Here is a 20849-nt window from a genome sequence, read left to right as displayed (position 1 = left end):
GGGGCGGTTTGTCAATCGGTGGAGGTCGCCAGTTTTTCCAATGCCGGAATAGAGATCGATTTCCTCTTTAATACGATCCATCCGTTGGCTTGCATCTCGTTTAATTCTCTCGATACGTTGATGCGGGTCTCGTCGATAATTGCCGCCAAGTCCTCCATCTTAATGCGGACGGATTTTTCACCTTCCGGCTTCAGGGCCTGAAGATTAAAAAAATTGATGATCTTTTTTCGGACGCCGGTCGTATAGACTTTGCGCAACTTCTCATGTTCCACTTGCACTTGATTGCTGACGATATTCAGGTAGTTGATGCGGAAGATCTCATAGAGATTCAGTTCGGCCAGCATATAGGTTTTCCGAATGGCCAACAGCTGGACTTCCGTACGGGCTTTGTAGGTAGCATGATAATTGGGATGAAGTCCAAAGAGCGAGTACGGTTCGATAACCATCGGCTTTTTAAATACTTCTGAAAAGGTGTAATTGGCTTCCGAATGTTCCGTTTCGGCCACCAGCTGTCCGTTCAGGAAGAATATCAGTTGTTCACACTTGTCGCCTTGTTTCACTATGGTTTCTCCCGGACTGTATTTATGAAAGGAAAGTTTGACCTTACTCAAAATATTTGTCAAGTCTGCCTTGCCTAATCCTTGAAAGAGCGGAAGTTGAAGCAACGTATCGTACATCGAAGATTCCATCAATAATTTACTCTTTAAGTTAATAATTTAACATGCAAATATAACGATTACATGACATTAACCGATTAAAAGAGGAAGGAATTTATCTTTTTTTATATTTCATATGAACGTAGTCGATTCGTTGAAGTGTATTTTTAATGGAGAACGGTTTTCTTTGTTGTTAAAGTTTTATTCAACGATTTCGACGAATTGTCGATAACTCGTTCTTGACACATCGTTTACGTGACCAAATTTACTACGGGAATGGAAGTACGTATCGCAGTGGATAGTCGAATATGCGTGCGGATTATTTTCTACTTCGATTTCTTCTTATTTTCGAGAATTATTATCTTTGCCGATGGGAGGAGTGACAGAAAACAGCGGTGACATATTCACGCATATAGAGCACAGGGCCGATGCGCAAAGAATTTATTCTATTAACCAATATATCATTGAAAAACTTATGATTACGAGACGGAATTTTTTGAAATCGATGGCGGTAGCCTCAGCCGGGTTAACATTGACGCCCGGTGAATTCGTGCATGCGCAAGCGACAAAACAAACTCACAAAGCCGGTAAAGTTAAGATGGCTTATGTGGGCATCGGTAATCGGGGAGAACAGATTGTCGACGATTTTGCTAAAACCGAAATGGTGGAAGTGGTAGCCCTTTGCGATGTCGATATGGGAAACAAGCAGACGCAGAAGGTGATGGACAGGTATCCGAAAGCAAAACGATTCCGGGATTTTCGAGAGATGTTTGATCAATGCGGAAATGAATTCGAAGCCGTAGCCGCCGCCGTACCCGATCATTTCCATTTTCCGATTGCGATGTTGGCCCTTTCCGAAGGGAAGCATATTTATATCGAGAAACCCATGTGTCGCACCTTCCATGAGGGCGAATTGATGATTCAGGCTGCCAGAAAGCACCCGAATCTGGTCACGCAGGTAGGTAATCAAGGGCATTCGGAAGCGAATTATTTCCAGTTTAAAGCCTGGCTGGATGCAGGTATTATCAAAGATGTGACGGCTGTAGCAGCCCACATGAATAATGCACGGCGTTGGCATAACTACGATGCGAATATTTACCGTTTCCCGGAAGCAGACCCGATGCCCGCTACAATGGATTGGGATACCTGGTTGGGGGCGACGGCTTACCACGATTACAGTGAAAAATTTCATCAGGGCAATTGGCGGTGTTGGTACGATTTCGGCATGGGAGCTTTGGGAGACTGGGGCGCTCATCTGCTCGATACCGTACACGAGTTCCTCGAACTGGGTTTGCCCTATGAAATAACCTTGAAATACGGCAAAGGGCATAATGATTACTTCTATCCGTTCTCTTCCACGATTCTCTTCCGTTTCGGGGCGCGTAAGGATATGCCGCCGGTAGATGTTGTATGGTATGACGGTTTGGATAATCTTCCTCCCTTACCCGAAGGATACGGAGTATCCGAATTCAATGCCGACGTGCCTTCCACCAACCAGGGAAATACTCCTCGAATGCGGTTGAATCCGGGAAAGATCATCTATTCGAGGGAGCTGACTTTCAAGGGAGGAAGCCATGGAAGTACGTTACGGATCATACCGGAAGCGAAGGCGAAGGAAATGGCTCCCAAGTTGCCGGAAGTGCCGAAGAGCCCGTCGAATCATTTTGAAAATTTCTTATTGGCTTGTCAGGGGATCGAAAAGGCACGTTCTCCGTTCGAAATCTGTGGCGAGCTGTGCGAAGTTTTCTGTTTGGGAGTCATCGCTCAGCGGCTGAATACGCAATTATTCTTTGACCCGCGTACGAAACAGTTTACGAACAATGCATTTGCCAATGCCATGCTGGTAGGTGTACCGCCGCGCAAGGGGTGGGAGCAATTCTATCAGATGTAAGCCACCGGGAGACAGGCCACAAGAAAGAATTTACGCAAGACATAGCTGCGTGGGAGGAGGCGTCTGGCCTTCCAGGTTGGAAAGGCCTACCTGAACACGGGCGCTTAGGCAAGCCTTTCAAGACTTCTGGACTGTTTGGATATGATCCACGCTTGTTTCTTGAAGAAACGAGGGTAAAGAAGGAAGGATTGGGAAAGGTCAGCTTTTCCGAAATCCGTGCAGCGGTCAAGTAGTCGATGGTCGCAAGCAGTGTCTCGATGTGGATAACGAAATCGGTCGATAAATAATAAGTTGACCGCTTATCGGAAATCGAGTTCTGACGAGGCTTACTCTCCTTTAGCCATTTTCAGCGCCTGAGTGGTGACGAAATACTTGGCAATCATATTCGGTACTTCCCAATCTGGCAGTTTGCCGTCGACAAGATATCGGAGAAAATTTTGAGTGACCTGGCCGAAATGAGCTTCGTGTCCGACGCGATAACTCTCGGGAATCAGCACGTGCCAGCCCTTGGGATCGTCGGTCTTCTCCAGCTCTATGCCGGGATATTTGCTTTGAAGTGCTTGGAAGTTCCGTTCCAGTGCTTTTTCGTAATTCGGGGCGTCGGCCTCCTTGCCCGAATAAATATAAAGTTCCGGCTTGTAGTGTTGCGCTTTATCCTGTAAAATGACCAAGTCGGCCTTCGAACCGCTCATTCTGGAATAGTGAACGTCTCCCGTACCTGCAGGGGCTTCGAAATTCCAGAGGATGGTCAATTTGGCATGGATACCTTTCAGCTGGTAATTGATCTCACCGTTCTGATACTCGTACAGGGAGTCGTTTTTTATATCTTTCCGTAAGTATTCGGGGAATTTGTCCAGACCGGTGGATGCTTTGAACTGTTCTTTGCTCATCACCGTTGGCCAGTGGCGTGCCGAAAGCATCTTTATATCTTTCCTGTAGTCCAATGCGATTTCGGGGAAGCATTCCCATTGCACGAGGTCGACCAAGTGGGTTGATACGTCGACCAACGCTTCTCCCTGCTGTTCGGTATCGTAATACCAGGCGGGGCGAGTCAGCGCTTTGCCGGAGACGAGTTTATAAAAGTGATGAACGCTTTTCATTTCGATGGCGGGATCTTCTGCTGTCCCCGTCTCCTGACGGCCGTAAATGTCGGGCAGGAGCGAGAGCTCGCGTTGCAGGATATTCGTGATTTCGTAACGTTCGGTCATAATATCGTAAAGTAATATTCCCTTTTGCTGGGCGATCTCGAAACATGCTTTCAATTCTTCGAACTTATCGAAGTTGATAACCATCGGTTTGTCGGCCAGTACATGGATGCCGGTCTCTAAGGTTTTCTCAATGTAATCGGTTTTCAATCGGTTATTTCCCGACGTCACCATGACGTTGCCTTTCTGTTCGGTCAGCATCTTTTCGAGGAAATCCGCCCCCACGTAGACGATCTCGTTCCAATCGGTGGGAGTGTTGGGGCGGGCGTTGTACGCATCGATTCTGGCCAGATGCTCTTTTAAGTCTTCGCCGCCGGGAGAATAGACATATACGTTTTTACTGATCTGATTGTAGGAGGTTTTCTGTATTAAAGCCGCATGGAAGTGGCCCGGATCGAGCGTGATGAGTTTGACTTCGCCTGCAGCGCCCGTGAATGTCGGCGGGGTATGTTGCGCTTGTTTTTTCTGCGTGCAGGAAGTGATGGTAAGGATGGACAAGACGATGAGTATAAAATTTTTCATGACTGTTGAGTTATTATTTCGCACAAATTTACGAATAAAAACGATAATCCGTCATCCCCGCCTCGTCTTTTTCGAGTAAGTTCGGGTAATGGTGTGGTTACGTAGGAGAATTCTTCGTGTCTCTTCTTGCCGTTGTCCGAAGTTTGTCTATCTTTGCCGTAAGCTTGAATGGAAATCATGATGAAACGTTTTATGTTTACGCTTCTGTTGATGGGAGCTGTTACCGCACGGGCGCAAGATGGAGAGAGAAAGATCACGAGCCTGTTAGAGGTGCTTGACGTGATCACCGGACAGCGTTCGACGATCCGCGAATTCGACTGCCGGATAGAAGCACCCAACTGGACGAAAGACGGCAGGTGGTTGGTATTTAATAGTCATGGATTGCTTTACAGGATCGATGCCTCGGGAAGGGGAAACGTTCGCTTGATCGATACCGCCTATCTGGAAAACTGCAATAACGATCATCTGCTTTCTCCCGACGGGAAAACCATAGCGGTCAGTGCTTCGCCCGATCACGAGAAGCGCAGTTCGTATATCTATATCTTGCCGATTGAGGGAGGAAATCCTCGATTGATCACCCCTTACGGACCGAGCTACCTGCACGGCTGGAGTCCTGACGGGAAAACGTTGGCCTATTGCGCATTCCGTACCGGAGGAATGGATATCTATACAATCGACATAGGAGGAGGAGAGGAAGTGCGGTTGACGGATGCGGAAGGATTGGACGACGGCCCGGAATATTCGCCCGACGGGGAATACATTTGGTTTAACTCGGCGCGGACCGGACTGATGCAGGTTTGGAGAATGCGCCCCGACGGGAGCGAACAGACCCAGATCACGTTTGACGATACCCGGAATGCATGGTTCCCGCACGTTTCGCCCGACGGGCAGTGGGTAGTCTATCTCGCTTATCGTAAAGGAGACGTCGAAGCCGGTCAGCACTTGGCTGACAAACATGTAGAATTGCGTCTCATGCCTTCGGCCGGAGGAGAACCGAAGACGATAGCCGAACTCTTCGGTGGGCAAGGTTCCATCAATGTCAATTCGTGGGCTCCCGACAGCAAGAGAGTCGCCTTTGTCAGCTATCGAATGGAGGAGTGAAAGCAGGGGAGGGCCGAACTTCCCGAGCTATCTCTCGAAAGATCCTAATCTATCTCTCAGAAGTTCCTAATCTTTTTCTCGAAAGATCCTAATCTTTTTCTCGAAAGTTCCCGATCTGTTGTCGAAAAGGGATTGATCGATTTCGGGCTACTCTTTTTTCCCTTCGACGAGATATTTCCTCATACCGTCGGTAAAGTGCAAGTCGAACCGATCGTCGCGCCCGGAGCAGATGAAATAAGCTTCTATTTCGGGATGCTCTTGGCAGAAGGCCATGGCGGCGTCGAACCCCATCACCATGAACGAAGTGGCGTATGCGTCGGCCGTAGCGCAATCTTTTGCCAAGACGGTGGCGGACAGGAGGCTGTGTTGGACGGGGTAACCCGTACGCGGATCGATGGTATGGGCGTACCGTTTGTCCCCTTTGTAATAGAAGTTCCGATAGTTGCCCGAGGTCGCCATGCCGATGTTGGTCAATGCGAGCATCGCCTCGATGTCTCGATTCGTCGAGAGCGAATCGTCTTCCGGTTTATTGATGCCGATATGCCATTTGTTCATTTTCGGGTTCTTGCCTTTCATCGCAATTTCGCCTCCGATATTGATCAGGTAGTTCCGTATGCCTTTGTGTTCGAGGAAACGGGCGACGAGATCCACGCCGTAGCCTTTGGCGATGGCACTGCAGTCGAGCATGATTCGGGGATCGTCCTTGACTATCTGCCGGTTCTCCAAGCGGATTTTCCGATAGCCGATGAACGATTTCAGGCTGTCGATGACTGCTGAGTCCGGCACAATATCGTGTTTAAATCCGAATCCCCAAGCGTTTACCAACGGGGCGACGGTAATGTCGAAGGCGCCGTTCGTTTCTCGGGCGATTTTTTTAGACAACGTGAATACGTACGTGAACATCGTGTCCAGCACCACCGGTTCGTTCCGATTGACTTTGGCGATTATCGACTCTCGATTGAACGGCGATAGCGAGAAATCGACCTTTCGCAGTTCCTCTTCGATTTCGTTCTTCCATTCGTCATGGCTCTGATAGGTGATTTGATAAAACGTTCCGAAGATCACTCCGTGATCGGTTCGGAACGGTGGCTGTCTTTTTAGAATCGCGACTGTCCCGCCGATCAGCAATGCGAGGAATCCTATTTGTCCTAATAATTTCTTCTTACTCATAGATTTACAGAAGGTGTTCGATTAATATTTTGATGCCGATGCCTATCAGGATCATGCCGCCCCACAGTTCCATGTGCAGGTCGCACCGCTTGCCGAAGTATACGCCAGTCATGTTGCCTGTCACGGAGAAAAGGAAGGAGACCAGCCCGAAGAGGAGAATCGGGTGCAACATCGACGCAGGAGAAGTCTTTCCCGTAAAGGCGAAAGTGATCCCTACGGCCATTGCATCGATGCTTGTGGCGATGGCTAAGGGGATGATGGTCTTTAAGCAGAACGGATTGATCGGATGCGCTTCCTTCTGGCGGAAGTTTTCTTTGATCATCTTGCCGCCCACGAGGGCTAGCAATGCGAATGCGATCCAGTGGTCGTAAGCTTCGATATAGTCGCTGAACCGGCTGGCTCCGAACCAGCCGATTAGGGACATCAAACTCTGAAAGAATCCGAAGAAGACGGCCATGGTGAGAAAAGTTTTCCATCGAATCTTCTTCAGGATAGCGCCTGAGGTGACGGAAACGGAAAAACAATCGATGGCCAAGCTGATGGCGATTAACCAGATTTCAAGGATAGTCATGGCTCTCGTTCGTTAAAACGGTAAGTGATAAGTCAGGTGGTAGGTAAGCCCGAAGTTGGACTTCCCGTTTTTACCGAAACCGGGAACGTAATAGGGGGCAGAATTTTCGTTCTCTTTCATGTTCAGGCGCGACCGGTACCGCATCGACCATCCCATGTGGAAACCTTTCAGGATGTGCGTTTTTACGCCGACGACGATTTCGATCCACGTCACGTTCGTCTTGACGTTGCGATGTGCGAAGGGAATGCTCAGCCCCTTCCAGATCGGATCTTGGAGGTCGGGGGCGTCGACGTCGTACGCGAAGGAAGTATGCCCGATTCGGCCGCCCACGAAGATGTATCCCGGCAGGTGAGGCTTTTTATGCATGGTATTGTAATCCATGCCGATGCGGACGTAAGGGGAAGCTGCTTTGTAGTGAATGTTCGTTTTGTCGTTGGTTACGTCGGTCGTTCCGTAACCGATTTCCGCCACGGGCATATAGCGGTTCTTCAGATTTATTTGGACGATCGCTTCGGCACTTTTAAAGTCGCTTCCCAACGCTTTATTCATCAGACCGAACACTTCCGCGCCGACCGATGTTCCTTGGTAGAACGCGGCGCGTTTCTTTTCCTGGGCCTCGACTGGAGGCAGGAGGAACAAGCTACTTAGGAACAGTATAATAGATATGGAAATTAGTGGTCTTTTCATTATTGATATTCGGATTTACGAGTGCAATCGAGTCCAGTGCATTCGTGGTATATTTGAGATCTTCGATTTCGTAAAACATGAGCACGCCGCATGCAATATCGCTTACGAATGGGATGGGACGATGCGTGAGTTCGATCACATCGCGCATCAGGTCGGTATATTGAATCGTATAGGTGGTCTTCGTAGAGTAACTTAGCGGGAGCGAGAGGTTGCTGAGCTTGCTTTCAGCATTGTACACCGTATCGTTGACGATGGAATCTTTTACTATCCGTTCGACGATCGTGCCGTTGCTCAGAGTGTCCTTGACGATGACATCCATCATCTTCGAGGCGGTGACGGTGACGGTCGAAGTCAGCGAAAGGGGAGAATGGGTGTCGCTGTTGAGGAAGTCGAAATAGGCCACAGAAGTCGTCGTCGTAGGGCAATTATCTTCGCTGCAACTGTTCAGGCCGCCTATCGCTGCCACCGACCATAGAACGATCAAGATGGGTATAATCTTTTTCATTATCAAATCTCTTCTTCAATGTTATAATTGTTACGATCCGGCGCATGGCGGACTATCAACTCTCCTAAGAACCCGGCTACAAAGAGTTGAGTCCCTACTATCATCAGGGTCAACGACAGATAGAAATAAGGAGAATCGGTGATTAGTATCGCAGGGATATCGTTTGCCAACGCGTAAAGTTTATGAATGCCGATACCCGCTGTCAGGATAAAGCCGAGAAGGAACATTAACGACCCCAGAAAGCCGAAGATGTGCATGGGCTTCACGCCGAATGTCGATAAGAACCACAGGGTAATCAGGTCTAAATATCCGTTGAAGAAGCGGTTCCACCCGCCGAATTTGGTCTTTCCGTATTTCCTTGCCCGGTGGTGAACCACTTTTTCTCCTATTCGGGTGAATCCGGCGTTCTTCGCCAGGTACGGGATGTATCGGTGCATTTCGCCGAATACCTCAATATGCTTGATCACCTCTTTTTTGTAAGCCTTCAGGCCGCAGTTGAAATCGTGCAGGTTATGGATTCCGGAAACTTTTCGGGCGGTGGCGTTGAATAATTTAGTGGGGAGCGTCTTGGATAGCGGGTCGTATCGCTTTTGTTTGTAACCGGACACTAAATCATAGTCGTCTTCGGTGATCATCCGGTAGAGTTCGGGTATTTCGTCCGGATTGTCTTGCAAGTCGGCATCCATCGTAATGACGACGTTCCCTTCCGCCTTTCTGAATCCGCAGTACAAAGCCGGCGATTTTCCGTAGTTACGGCGGAACTTAATGCCTCTTACTTCCGGGTAATCCTTATGCAGCTTTTCGATGCATGTCCACGACTGATCGGTACTTCCATCGTTTATGAAGATGACTTCGTAAGAGAAACGATGGTTATCCATCACGCGTTTTATCCATAGAAACAATTCCTTGAGGGAATCCGCTTCGTTATATAAAGGTATGACTACAGAAATATCCATGTTAATATCGATTTGTTTTTTTACGCATCACGAATAGAGCGGTAACGGCCGTTAGAATGAAGCAATAGAATATATTGTTAGATAGAAAGGAAAAGGTGATTTCTATGGAAGAAAGGTTGCCGAACGTATCGAACGCTTCTTCCATTTGGTGGATGGATTGCAGCAGGAAGCCGTCGGCCATGTTCTTAAATTCGAGAAAGCTATCCTTATAGAACGTGAGAAGGGCACCCTTATCCATGAATTGAAAATAAACGTAATGAGCTGCGGCAACGAGTATCGAAGCGTATATGTACATGAGAAGCAGGAAACTGAAAGCTCGTCCGTAGCTAAGGGTATTGTCGCAATTCCGGATACGGAAACGGCGTGCGAAAATAAAACCGATAAATGGCACGCAGAGCGTGAGCAGGAAAAAGAGAATATGCAAAGAGGGGATTCGAATGCCTAAAGGTATAAAGGTAAATTTGATGATCCAGAATAATCCCATCATCGTTCCGTATTGCATTGCTGCATGCTGTAATATCGCTCTGTTCTGCGTCATGGCAAATAGATTAACGTTACAAAACTACTTCTTTTTAACGGAATAGTTAGTTACTTTATGAGGTAAAAAATAAATTTTATGTTAAAAGGGGAAAAATCCCCCGTATTCATTGCCGGTTCGGAAAATATGCCTACCTTTGCACACGCTATTGACACGGGTAAGTCCTATACGGCCAGCTCCTTGTGAATTCCTCCAGGGCTTGACCGCAGCAAAGGTAGCAGGTTGTAGCGGCGCGATATAGTCAGCTTACCCACCCGCCTCTTTAGCTCAGTTGGCCAGAGCACGTGATTTGTAATCTCGGGGTCGTTGGTTCGAATCCGACAAGAGGCTCGATAAGGGATAAGGAATGGGGGCAGTACTTCATTCCTTTTTTTATTTAAGATATGAGCGCTATCAGAGGTAGAAAGAAGAGTAGATCGGTGCTAATTCTTCCTTTCCCGTGCGGTTTAAGCCGAAGATTTTATTAATTTTGCGCCATTCATTTTTTTAATTGCATAATTAATGGGAGGCTTTTTCGGAACGGTTTCAAAAACTGCATGTATTGCTGACGTCTTTTACGGTACGGATTATCATTCACATTTAGGAACAAAAAGAGGTGGTATGGCTACCTATGTTCGAGGAAAAGGATTCATACGCTCTATCCATAATCTCGAAAGTTCTTATTTCAGAACGAAGTTCGAGGATGAACTTTCTCAGTTTCAAGGAAACTCGGGCATAGGTGTTATCAGCGATACGGACCCGCAACCCATCGTTATCAATTCCCGTCTGGGTAAGTTCGCCATCGTCACGGTTGCGAAGATTGCGAACATTAAGGGATTGGAAAACGACTTGCTTCGGCAGAACCGACATTTTTCGGAGATGAGTTTGAATGTGACCAACCAGACGGAGTTGGTCGCATTGCTTATTACCATGGGGAAAACATTTGTGGAGGGGATAGAGAATGTTTTCAATTCTATCAAAGGATCGTGTTCGATGCTCCTGCTTACGGAAGAGGGAATTATTGCCGCACGCGATAAATGGGGACGTACTCCCATCGTCATAGGGAAGAAAGAGAATGCCTATGCGGTGACGAGTGAATCGACCAGTCTTCCCAATTTGGATTTTCATATAGATACGTACGTTGGGCCGGGAGAAATCGTGTACATTCGCGAAGATGGCATCGAGCAGTTGCGAAAGGCCAATGAACGTATGCAGATCTGTTCGTTTTTATGGATTTACTACGGATTTCCCACTTCCGATTACGAGCGCATCAATGTGGAAAAGGTTCGCAACAATATCGGCATCCGAGTCGGGCGGAGCGACGAAACGACAGTCGATGCCGTGTGCGGGATTCCGGATTCGGGAGTCGGAATGGCGTTCGGTTATGCCGAAGGGAAAGGCGTGCCTTATCATCGTGCCGTTTCGAAGTACACGCCGACCTGGCCGCGGAGTTTTATGCCTTCTAATCAGGAGATGCGTTCGTTGGTAGCGAAGATGAAATTGATTCCGAACAAAGAGATGTTGAAAGGGAAACGGTTTGTCTTTTGCGATGATTCTATCGTTCGCGGGACACAATTGCGCGATAATGTGAGAATGTTGTACGAATGCGGAGCAAAGGAGGTGCATATTCGTATATCTTGTCCACCCCTGATTTACGGCTGTCCGTTTATCGGTTTTACGTCGCAGAAAACCCCGTTGGAATTGATTACTCGTCGAATCATTAAAGAATTTGAAGGAGACGAACATTCGAATCTCGACCGGTATGCGAAGACAGGCTCACGGGAATATCATGCATTGATTGATACGATCCGAAAACATTTCGGCGTTGACTCGTTGAAGTTCAATACGATCGAGCATCTGGTAGATGCTATCGGTTTGCCCAAGTGCAAGCTTTGTACCCATTGTTTTGACGGATCGAGCTGTTTTTAGTAACTGCCTGTACATGACGGATGGAAAAAGAGCCGTGTTTTTCTTTGGAAATTCACCGCCCTTTTTCTATTTTTGAACCCTAACATAATCTTATTAAGTATGACGCTATTAGAACGTTTCTTGAAGTATGTCAGCTTTGATACGCAATCTGACGAACATTCGGAGACTACTCCGAGTACGGCGAAACAAGTGGAGCTGGCTCGTTATTTGGAAAACGAATTGAAAGAATTGGGATTCGATGACGTGGATTTGGATGCGAACGGCTACCTTTACGCTACCTTGCCGGCCAATACGGAGGAGAAATTGCCGACCGTCGGCTTCATCGCTCATTTGGATACTTCTCCGGATGCCAGCGGTTGGGAGGTGAAGCCTCGTGTTGTTGCTGCTTATCAGGGCGGAGATATCGTGCTCAACGAAGCCGAAAAGGTGGTGCTCTCGCCTGCCCAATTCCCTGAGCTGACGGCGCATAAAGGAGAAGATTTGGTAGTAACGGACGGGACTACGTTACTGGGCGCCGACGATAAGGCAGGAATTGCAGAGATCGTTTCGGCGATGGTCTATTTGAAAGAACATCCTGAGATAAAGCACGGAAAAATCCGCATGGGATTCAATCCGGATGAAGAAATCGGGCTCGGAGCGCACAAGTTCGATGTGGAAAAATTCGGCTGCGATTTCGCCTATACCATCGACGGAGGAGAAGTGGGAGAATTGGAGTATGAAAATTTCAACGCGGCTTCGGCTAAAATTCGCGTAAAAGGCGTGAATGTTCATCCCGGAACAGCGAAACGCAAGATGCTCAATGCGATCCGAGTAGCCAACGAGTTTGTGACCTTGCTCCCCACGGACGAAGTTCCCGAATGTACGGAAGGATATGAAGGGTTTTACCATCTGATCGGCATGCAGGGAACGGTGGAGCATACGACGATCAGCTACATTATTCGCGACCACGATCGCACCCTCTTCGAAAACAGAAAGAAAAACATGACAGCTTGGGCGGAGAAACTGAACGAGAAGTATGGCGAAGGGACGGTCACGGTGGAATTGAAAGATCAATACTATAACATGCGCGAGAAGATAGAGCCTGTGAAGCATATTGTCGATTTGGCTTTTAAAGCGATGGAAGAGGCGGGAGTGAAACCTGTCATCCATGCTATCCGCGGCGGTACCGACGGCGCTCAACTCTCTTTCCGGGGCTTGCCCTGCCCCAACATCTTTGCCGGAGGCATGAATATGCACGGACGCTTTGAATATGTTCCGGTGCAGTCGATGGAAAAAGCGATGAACGTGATAGTCAAAATATGCGAATTGGTTGCAAGATAAAACAATTAAAATAGGTGCAGTATGGAATTAAAAACAACTCCTTTTACAGCGGCGCACATCGCGTTAGGTGCGAAGATGCATGAATTTGCCGGCTACAACATGCCCATTCAGTACACGAGTATCCTCGAAGAGCATCTGGCGGTGTGTCGAGGCGTAGGCGTATTCGATGTCTCCCACATGGGCGAGTTTTGGGTCAAAGGGCCGAAAGCGTTGGATTTTCTGCAGCGTGTCACATCCAACAACGTGGCGGCCATCCCCGTGGGTAAGGCTCAGTATTCGTGCTTGCCGAACGAGCGGGGCGGTATTGTCGATGATATCATCGTCTATCATTTTGAACCGGAGAAATACTTGATGGTGGTCAATGCGGCCAATATCGAGAAGGATTGGAACTGGTGCCGCGCATACAATACGGTCGGAGCGGAACTGGAAAACGCTTCCGACCGGATGGCACAATTGGCTGTTCAGGGACCGAAGGCTCAGGAGGTGATTCAGCGGATAACCGCTGTCGATCTGGCTGAGATCCCTTTCTACGGCTTTGCGGTAGGCGAGGTAGCAGGCGTGAAACAGGTCCTTATCTCGGCCACCGGTTATACCGGCGCTGGAGGGTTCGAATTGTATTTTTATCCCGAGGATGCAATGACTATCTGGAACGCTCTTTTCAAGGCCGGCGAGGCGGAAGGCATCCGGCCTGTCGGGTTGGGGGCTCGAGATACGTTGCGCTTGGAAGCGGGCTTCTGTCTGTACGGTAACGACCTGACCGACACGACCTCCCCCTTAGAGGCCGGATTGGGTTGGATTACGAAGTTCGTGGAAGGCAAGAACTTCACGAGCCGGGCCTTCCTGGAGAAACAGAAAGCGGAAGGGGTAACCCGGAAGTTGATTCATTTCAAGATGCTGGAGCGGGGCATCCCGCGCGAACGGTACGACTTGCTGAATACGGAGGGCGAGATCGTCGGACAGGTGACCAGCGGGACGGTTTCTCCCACCCTGAAGATCGGCATCGGTATGGGGTATGTACAGACAGCCTGTGCAAAGCTGGATACGGAACTTTATATCGACGTTCGCGGGCGCAGGTTGAAAGCCGTCGTGGCCAAACCGCCTTTCCGCAGTTTGGATTGATCTCTTCGCGTTCGATAAAACTGCGGCTGGATTCTCGGAGTTCGGCCGCTTTTATTGGCTTTGACGTCTGGAATATCAACGATTGAATTTACTTATGAAAAGGATTGGTTTTATTTGCTTTGAAATCTTGCTGACAGGCTACTGCGCGTTGTCGGCACAGACAGTGTTGAAGGAAAAGTTGGAGGAGATGCCGGCCGTCGAACAGGTCAAGCCCTTGGAGGCGGTCGACTTCGCGGAGAAGTACGTCGCTTACTTTGTGCAACCTCTCGACCATGCGCATCCGGAAAGGGGAACCTTCGTGCAACGGGTGTTCGTTTTTCATGAGGGCTTCGACCGTCCTACGGTCATCGTCACCGAGGGCTATGGCGCTGCGTATGCTGAAGCTCCGAAATATCGGGAGGAACTTTCGCGCCTCTATAAGACGAATCTGATAGTCGTCGAACATCGGTATTTTCTCGAATCCGCTCCCCGACCGAAAGATTGGCGATATCTGACTGCGAAAAATTCGGCAGACGACCTCCATGCCGTCCGTACGGCATTTAATGCGATTTATCCGGGCAAGTGGATCGCTACGGGCATCAGTAAAGGCGGGCAGACTGCCTTGCTGTACCGCGCCTTTTATCCCGACGATGTCGACATTTCGGTTCCTTATGTGACGCCCTTGAATTACAGCGTGGAAGACGGACGGCATGAACCGTTCATTCGCAGCGTTTCTACGGCCGACGATCGCAGGAAAGTGCAGGATTTTCAACTGGAGATACTGAAGCGTAGGACACGTCTTCAACCCTTGTTCGATCAGTATTGCGAAGATCGGCGTCTGACCTTCCCCGTCCCCTTGAACGAAGTCTATGACTATTGTGTGCTCGAATATTCGTTTGCCGTCTGGCAATGGGGTATCCCGACGGACGAGATTCCTTCCTCGAACACCCCGGATCAAGTGATGTTCGACCATTGGATGAAGCAGTGCGACCCGACGAACTTCGACCGAGAAGGCTATTTCAAACCGTTCTTCGTGCAGGCCGCGCGCGAATTGGGTTACTACGGTTACGATACCCGACCGTTCGAGAAGTATTTGACGCTGAAATCGGCTGAAGGTTGGGTAAACCGTTTGATGCTGCCCGACGAACTGAAGGGCATAACGTTCGATAAAACGTTGTGTGATAAGGTGACGGACTTCTTGAAAAGAGCCGATCCGAAGATGATCTTTCTTTACGGCGGTTCCGACCCGTGGTCGGCCTCCGGCGTTTGCCAATGGCTGAATACGGAGGATAAAAAGAATCTGCATGTCTTCGTTCAACAAGGAGGTAGCCATAAGACCCGGATCGGTACGATGCCCGAAGAGCAGCAACGGGAAATAAGGGCGCTTATTCGGCAGTGGTTGGATGAATGAATGCCGGGGACTCTTTCTCTGCAAGAAGCTGGTGTCGAAATAACTGTTCGCAGACGGCGTGCCGACCGCGCGCGAGTTCGGAGTCCCATGTCTCGTCGATGGCTTTACATGTTTTTATTTTCGGTTCTGTTTTATAGGTTGGTCGATAAAAACCTCCCGACAGAGTCTCCGCCGAGGCAGTCTGTCTGCCGCGTGTTGACGGCGGAGACTCTTTCCTTCACATTTGTCTGCCGTGTGTTAACGGCGGAGACTCTTTCCTTCACATTTGTCTGCCGCGTGTTAACGGCGGAGACTCTTTCCTTCACATTTGTCTGCCGCGTGTTGACGGCGGAGATTCTTTCCTTCACATTTGTCTGCCGCGTGTTGACGGCGGAGATTCTTTCCTTCACATTTGTCTGCCGTGTGTTAACGGCGGAGATTCCGTCGGGGATTTTCGTTTCCCACTGTGCGTGCGCCTCCGCGTACGGAAGCGTGCGGGAAACGATCGTCCCACGTGCTCGAACGGCGGAACGTGGGACGGGAATATATCTACAAAGAGAAATGTCAGAACAAATCCGAGTGCGTACCGGTATCGATGAGATGCAACACAAGCCGATGGTTATCTTGCAACCAAATCAGCAGCCAATCGGGTTGCAGGTGGCATTCCCAATAATTTGCGTATTTACCCGATAGTTTGTGCGAACGGTATTCTGCCGGTAATGTACCTGATGCCTGCAACAATGTAACGGCACGCTCGAAAATGGCTGCGTCCAGTCCCCGCTTAATACATTTTCGGAACGAGCGGCGAAAGCGTGTGGTATATGCTATCTCATACATACTCCACCGTTTTTCATTTTAGAAGTTGCGCCATCAGGTCATCCACATCTTTGGCCTTATGTACGCGACCTGCCTTCAAATCTTCTATTGCCTCATCAAGTCCAGTGCGGCGTTCGTATTCGAACGTCCATCCCATGCGTTTGGCGAGGTTTTTAAGGAACTTAATGTCGGAAATGCTGGAAACTCCCATCTTTACCATTTCTTTATGAACTGTTGTCGTATTCATATCTTGCCTCCTTATTCTTTGATTGTTTCAGTGCAAATATACCGATTTTTGCCGGCAGTTCCAAATCTCGTCGGGGATTTTCGTTTCCCACTGTGCGTGCGCCTCCGCGTACGGAAGCGTACGGGAAAACGCTCGTCCCACGCTGCAAAAGTGAAGCGTGGGACGGAAAGAGGTATGAGGGTTTTATCAGACAGCGACACCGTCTCGCATCACGACTTCGTAGAGCGGTGAGGGATCAGCCTCGCTGATGAGCACCGGTTCTATCAGACTGTTCACTTTCCAGCCGGCTTTCCACAGTTGCGGCATGACGACCAGCCAGTCGGCTTTCAGGTCGCTTACCACCACAGCCACGTCGATGTCGCTGTCTTCGCGTGCCTCGTTGCGGCTGTGCGAACCGTAAAGGTATACTGCCGTGGGATTTATCCACGGTTCGATTTCCGCCTTGTAGCGTTTCACGATTTCTATAGCCTGTTGTCTATCCATAGCTTCATTTCTTTGGTTTTACGGATCATTTCCCTGCAACGTTCGGGCGAGAGAGCCTTGGCAAGTTGTTCTTTGTGCGAAGGGTAGCGAACCTCGATGTTCAGGGGCATCATCTCTGCGAGAAAATCAATTTGTACCTCTGTCATCTCGTTGTCCAGACCGCATCCCTCTGCCAGCCGCTTCAGGTTGTGAATGTAGGGAGGGTCGTTGGGTCGCGTGGCACACCAATAGGCTTTCAGTGTCTTTTCTACGACCTGATGGCACATGAAACCCACATACAGCCACCGCCGGGTCTGGAACATGGCCTCGGCTGTTTCCAAGTCGTATTCTGCCATTTCCTGCCAATACTGAGTCTTGTCTGTTATCATGGTCTTGCTTCCTTATCCTTTGATTGTTCCGGTACAAATATACCGATTTTCGCCGACAATTCCAAATCTCCGCCGCGGATTTTCGCGTCTTCCGTCGTGTGTGCCAGCATGTCAAAGAGCGAGGGGGATTGCGGGGCGGCATCGGCGGCGGCCCGCAATCAAATGGTTATTACTCCTCCGCCACGGGACGGATGCCTAAGGCGCCGGTTTCCGAGAAGAATTTATTCGGAGTTACCCAGCTGTTGTAGATCTGAAAACAGCAGTTTCCGATTTGGTCATCCGGCGGGGTGGCCGTCCTGTAGTATTGGTTGCTCGTACCAATGTATAGATGTATCGACTTACGGAGTGTCGCCCAATAAGATATCTTTGGGAAATAGATGGTGGCGTCGGGATTGTTCAGTTTGTTGTTGAAAGTCCAGTCGCCTCTCCTGTCGACTTTTCCATTGACTTGTTCGCCTTGCGCTTGCCCTCCGGTGCGGGTAAAGCCGGTGAAAGCGTTCGGGGCGGGTATGTGGAAGCCCACGGGGCAGGGGTCGTAGATGGTCTTCACGACGGGGTTGTCGTTGTAGCCCGTGGTATGGTTGTCGGCCGACCACAGGTTGCGGTACGCGATCTTGAGAAAATTCTTGTGCCAGTAGTTGTCAAGCTTATAGGTATTCGGATTCCGGATGACATCCCCGATGGTGATCCCCACAAAAGGCTTCCATTGGGGATGGTTGGCAATACTAGGTATACCGACCGCTCCCTCAACATGGTTGCCTCCCGGCAGACCTACGGAGTGCCCCCACTGATAGAGGGTGGCGCAGCCCGCTTTGTCGTCGCCCGAGTTCTGGGTGAGGGTGATGATGGCCTCTTTCTTCTGCCCGCCGTTGGCAACGGTTTGTCTGAACTTGATGCGCACGCTCCGCGGGGCATTGAACACGGAGGAGCTCCACCGCGTGTATTTCCATCCTAAGTTTTCGGCGGTGAGGTTGTAGGTTACGCCCTGGAAGTTGGTGCAGGCAATGGTTTCGAGTGCGCTTGTCGGGGCGAACCACAGGTGCCACGACCAGCCGGTGTAAGCGGTGGGATATTTCGGGCCTTTCAGCTTGACGGCTACCACGGCGTTGCCCTGCCGCATGTCGGCCGGCGTAACTTCGAACTGCAGATAGGCCTCTCCGCCCTCGCGTGCCAGGGCGAGGTTGCGCACCAGGTTCTTCTCGTCGGCCCACACGATGTAGGGAGTTTCGGCCGTATAGATACCGCCCTTGCTCTTCTCGATCCAGGGGTCGGTGATTTCTTCATCCATATAGTCGACGAAGCGGTGCAGCACAACGTCTTTGCCATCGACCATCGTAGCCGGAGCCTGACTGGTGTAGGCCGACTCGTTGGTGGCGCCGTTCTTGATGGCGTTGCCGTACACCAGCGGCAGCTTGTAGAAGCCCGGGGCCGAAATCAGGTAGCAGTTGGCGGTGTTGCGCGGCGTGGCGTTGCCGTGGATGTCGTGCATGGAGAGGTCGTAACGGTCGCCGGCGCTGCCTCGGGGCGTGGCCTCGCGCAGGGGCTTGTTGCGTTTCAGGTCGAGCGTATCGACGATATCGATGCGGCAGTTGGCCCAGATGTTCTCGTACGACGGGTGCCCTGGCCCCTCGGTCCGGCTCAGCGAGGTGAGCCAGTCGGGCTTCTCGGCCGTGGTGAATATGTCGTCGCCGTTGGCATCGTAGCCTGCCACTTCCCATCCTACGAGCCTTTGGGTGCCGTCGGGCGCCTGGCGGTAGCTCTGGATCTTGATTTCGTTACTCTTGATCTGGTCGTACTCCATGGGGCCTGCAGGGATTACGCTGAACACATAGTTCCAGTTGCTCTGAGTGTTGCTCAGCTTGTAGGTCTTCGTTGTTCCGGGCTTCCATCGGCCTTTCAGAGTGACGGTAATGCGCGTGTTGTCGGTAAAATGGACGTCGACCTTCACGCCTTTGCCCTCGAGCTGCTGCGGAATCATGTAGAAGGTGTAGTTGTCGCCATTGTTGCCCGTGAGGATGTTGTTGGGCGCCTGTTTGGTATTTACGCCCGTGGGGCCGAGATCGAGCACGAACGTTCGGCGATCGGTAAGGTCGGTCCATTCGGCGCCCTGTCCGTCGGCCCTATCCGAGAACTTGTATCGGCCCCGGCTGCAGGCTCCCTGAATCTCTATTCGGTCGATGTTCTTGTTCCACGAGAGGTTCTGCCCCACGGCAAACTTGATGGCCGTCAGCGTGTGGCGGAAGTCGAGCCGGCTCTCGGGGGCCGTGCCCTTTGTCTGGTAGTGCACCGTACCCGAGCAGGCCGTCAGCAGATCTACCTGTTTCTTCACATCCTGCTCAGCCTCGAACTCCACGTAAGGCCGTTCGAGAGGATTCGGGGCCGATAGTTTGAGTTTGTTGTAATCGTCGGTTACGAGTGGGAAAACGGCATAAAATCGGGCGTAGGGTATTTCCCAGACCCACTTCACAGGCTCGTAGAGCGTACCGTTACGTTGGGTCCTGGCGTTGTGAAACCAGGTGTCGCTCATTCCGTCGGCCGTCGTTCCGCGATAGCCCAGCGAGGTGAAGTCGTCATCGATCTGTGTTTTAATGTTCGCCCGGGTCTCGGGAGCGGGCTTCTCTGGGTTCACGCCCTCTACGGTGGTCTCGATGAGGCAGGCGTCGAGCCCGGCTGACGATTCGGCCTGTAGCTGGCGTATCTCGAGGTCTTCGCGAGTCAGGCCTTGTGCCCGCAGACGGGCGTCGAAGTCGGTGCTCATAGGCGGGGCGTCGGTTTGCTGCAGGAGCATTTCTTCCTGCACGTTGTTCACTCTGAAAGCCACAGTGGCTCCCTTGTCGCCTTGTGTGCTGCGGTCTACAAGGTCTTCGTCGGCGCACGAGCCGGCCGCCAACACGGATGTCAGCAGCAGGATCAGGCGAAATTCGGACGAAGAAAACGGAAAAATCTTTTTCATCATCATTTTTTGAGGAATTTCGGATTAATTACATGGTTTTTTCTCCTGAGGGCGGGTGGGGTTTCACCCTTCCAGTTCGTTGTCGTCATCGTCGTCGTCAGGGGGGGAAATGCCGGGATTTCCCGGATTGACGTTCGGGCTACCTGCTAGTAGGTAGCACTCGTTCTCTACTTCGATTATCCAGCACAGGGGGCTGATGTACGCATGTTTTTTTTGAGTTTTGTCCATAATACTGTCGTTTATAGTGAATGAATATATAGGGTCGGAAAGAGTGAATGAAAGCATACGAAAAACGAGACAAAGGAACTCTCGGGAGTCCTTTGTCTAATTAGATTGCGACACGCTTCGCGCGCGCGTAAGCGAAAGCATTTTAAAGAAAAATTACGCCGGTAGCGAATGTGTGTGTGTGTGTGTGTGTGTGTGTGTGTGTGTGTGTGTGTGTGTGTGTGTGTGTGTGTGTAGTA

21 protein-coding genes and 1 tRNA gene are annotated in these 20849 nt (G+C 50.2%); 7 read left to right on the top strand and 15 right to left on the bottom strand.

What is annotated here, in order from left to right; genetic code table 11:
* Positions 1 to 11: 11 nt before the first annotated feature.
* Positions 12 to 689 (bottom strand): Crp/Fnr family transcriptional regulator, encoded by a 678-nt coding sequence (locus tag BN102_RS06175; RefSeq protein ID WP_019208242.1) that lies wholly within the window; start codon positions 687 to 689, stop codon positions 12 to 14.
* Positions 690 to 1131: 442 nt separating this feature from the next.
* Here BN102_RS06175 and BN102_RS06170 point away from each other — a divergent pair, with 442 nt between their 5' ends.
* A complete protein-coding gene (locus BN102_RS06170; RefSeq protein WP_036787499.1) occupies positions 1132 to 2547 on the top strand; it encodes a Gfo/Idh/MocA family oxidoreductase in 1416 nt (471 codons plus the stop codon).
* A 326-nt stretch (positions 2548 to 2873) separates the two neighbouring features.
* Here BN102_RS06170 and BN102_RS06160 read toward each other — a convergent pair whose 3' ends face one another.
* Complete coding sequence (locus BN102_RS06160) at positions 2874 to 4274, bottom strand: putative oxidoreductase C-terminal domain-containing protein (RefSeq protein ID WP_019208239.1); 1401 nt, start codon at positions 4272 to 4274, stop codon at positions 2874 to 2876.
* Positions 4275 to 4454: 180 nt separating this feature from the next.
* Here BN102_RS06160 and BN102_RS06155 point away from each other — a divergent pair, with 180 nt between their 5' ends.
* Positions 4455 to 5375, top strand: coding sequence for a TolB family protein (locus BN102_RS06155; protein WP_036787496.1), 921 nt, complete (start codon positions 4455 to 4457; stop codon positions 5373 to 5375).
* Positions 5376 to 5522: 147 nt separating this feature from the next.
* Here BN102_RS06155 and BN102_RS06150 read toward each other — a convergent pair whose 3' ends face one another.
* Genes BN102_RS06150 through BN102_RS06125 form a run of 6 tightly spaced genes read right to left on the bottom strand, consistent with a single transcriptional unit; the run spans position 5523 to position 9802 of the window.
* Positions 5523 to 6545, bottom strand: coding sequence for an FAD:protein FMN transferase (locus BN102_RS06150; RefSeq protein WP_019208237.1), 1023 nt, complete (start codon positions 6543 to 6545; stop codon positions 5523 to 5525).
* A 4-nt stretch (positions 6546 to 6549) separates the two neighbouring features.
* Positions 6550 to 7116, bottom strand: coding sequence for a manganese efflux pump MntP (locus tag BN102_RS06145; RefSeq protein ID WP_019208236.1), 567 nt, complete (start codon positions 7114 to 7116; stop codon positions 6550 to 6552).
* Positions 7117 to 7128: 12 nt separating this feature from the next.
* A complete protein-coding gene (locus BN102_RS06140) occupies positions 7129 to 7803 on the bottom strand; it encodes a DUF6048 family protein (protein WP_035456133.1) in 675 nt (224 codons plus the stop codon).
* The gene (locus BN102_RS06135; protein WP_019208234.1) at positions 7757 to 8308 is read right to left on the bottom strand and encodes a DUF6452 family protein; all 552 of its coding nucleotides are present in this window, start codon (positions 8306 to 8308) and stop codon (positions 7757 to 7759) included. The genes BN102_RS06140 and BN102_RS06135 overlap by 47 nt, the downstream gene beginning before the upstream one ends.
* Before the next feature lie 2 nt (positions 8309 to 8310).
* Positions 8311 to 9264, bottom strand: coding sequence for a glycosyltransferase family 2 protein (locus tag BN102_RS06130; RefSeq protein WP_019208233.1), 954 nt, complete (start codon positions 9262 to 9264; stop codon positions 8311 to 8313).
* A 1-nt stretch (position 9265) separates the two neighbouring features.
* Positions 9266 to 9802: a DUF4199 domain-containing protein gene (locus tag BN102_RS06125; RefSeq protein WP_019208232.1), complete on the bottom strand. Its 537-nt coding sequence runs from the start codon at positions 9800 to 9802 to the stop codon at positions 9266 to 9268.
* A gap of 256 nt (positions 9803 to 10058) precedes the next feature.
* Here BN102_RS06125 and BN102_RS06120 point away from each other — a divergent pair.
* From BN102_RS06120 to BN102_RS06100, 5 genes are all read left to right on the top strand, one after another.
* Positions 10059 to 10132, top strand: a tRNA-Thr gene (locus BN102_RS06120).
* A gap of 171 nt (positions 10133 to 10303) precedes the next feature.
* The gene (locus tag BN102_RS06115; RefSeq protein WP_019208230.1) at positions 10304 to 11710 is read left to right on the top strand and encodes an amidophosphoribosyltransferase; all 1407 of its coding nucleotides are present in this window, start codon (positions 10304 to 10306) and stop codon (positions 11708 to 11710) included.
* A gap of 99 nt (positions 11711 to 11809) precedes the next feature.
* The gene (gene pepT, locus BN102_RS06110; protein ID WP_019208229.1) at positions 11810 to 13030 is read left to right on the top strand and encodes a peptidase T; all 1221 of its coding nucleotides are present in this window, start codon (positions 11810 to 11812) and stop codon (positions 13028 to 13030) included.
* A 21-nt stretch (positions 13031 to 13051) separates the two neighbouring features.
* Entirely contained in the window at positions 13052 to 14149 is a 1098-nt protein-coding gene (gcvT, locus tag BN102_RS06105; RefSeq protein ID WP_021311570.1) for a glycine cleavage system aminomethyltransferase GcvT, read from the top strand.
* Between the two features lie 94 nt (positions 14150 to 14243).
* Positions 14244 to 15539 carry a S28 family serine protease gene (locus BN102_RS06100; RefSeq protein WP_019208227.1) on the top strand — a complete coding sequence of 432 codons (1296 nt, stop codon included), beginning with the start codon at positions 14244 to 14246 and terminating at the stop codon, positions 15537 to 15539.
* 131 nt (positions 15540 to 15670) lie between these two features.
* Here BN102_RS06100 and BN102_RS10920 read toward each other — a convergent pair whose 3' ends face one another.
* The 7 genes from BN102_RS10920 to BN102_RS11020 form a co-directional block, all read right to left on the bottom strand.
* Positions 15671 to 15928, bottom strand: coding sequence for a hypothetical protein (locus BN102_RS10920; protein WP_156810943.1), 258 nt, complete (start codon positions 15926 to 15928; stop codon positions 15671 to 15673).
* A 154-nt stretch (positions 15929 to 16082) separates the two neighbouring features.
* A complete protein-coding gene (locus tag BN102_RS06095; RefSeq protein WP_019208226.1) occupies positions 16083 to 16355 on the bottom strand; it encodes a type II toxin-antitoxin system RelE/ParE family toxin in 273 nt (90 codons plus the stop codon).
* Positions 16356 to 16368: 13 nt separating this feature from the next.
* Positions 16369 to 16581, bottom strand: a complete 213-nt coding sequence (locus BN102_RS06090; RefSeq protein WP_019208225.1) for a hypothetical protein — start codon at positions 16579 to 16581, stop codon at positions 16369 to 16371.
* Positions 16582 to 16767: 186 nt separating this feature from the next.
* A complete protein-coding gene (locus BN102_RS06085; RefSeq protein ID WP_019208224.1) occupies positions 16768 to 17064 on the bottom strand; it encodes a nucleotidyltransferase family protein in 297 nt (98 codons plus the stop codon).
* A complete protein-coding gene (locus BN102_RS06080) occupies positions 17043 to 17432 on the bottom strand; it encodes a HEPN domain-containing protein (protein WP_019208223.1) in 390 nt (129 codons plus the stop codon). Before BN102_RS06080 ends, BN102_RS06085 begins: the two co-directional genes overlap by 22 nt.
* A 169-nt stretch (positions 17433 to 17601) precedes the next feature.
* Complete coding sequence (locus BN102_RS06075; RefSeq protein WP_019208221.1) at positions 17602 to 20391, bottom strand: fimbrillin family protein; 2790 nt, start codon at positions 20389 to 20391, stop codon at positions 17602 to 17604.
* A gap of 57 nt (positions 20392 to 20448) precedes the next feature.
* Positions 20449 to 20613: a hypothetical protein gene (locus tag BN102_RS11020; protein ID WP_021311567.1), complete on the bottom strand. Its 165-nt coding sequence runs from the start codon at positions 20611 to 20613 to the stop codon at positions 20449 to 20451.
* Positions 20614 to 20849 lie beyond the last annotated feature (236 nt).

It is taken from the genome of Phocaeicola abscessus CCUG 55929, assembly GCF_000312445.1.
In the GTDB taxonomy this organism is placed as follows: domain Bacteria; phylum Bacteroidota; class Bacteroidia; order Bacteroidales; family Bacteroidaceae; genus Phocaeicola; species Phocaeicola abscessus.
This window is presented reverse-complemented; position numbering and strand designations above follow the sequence as displayed.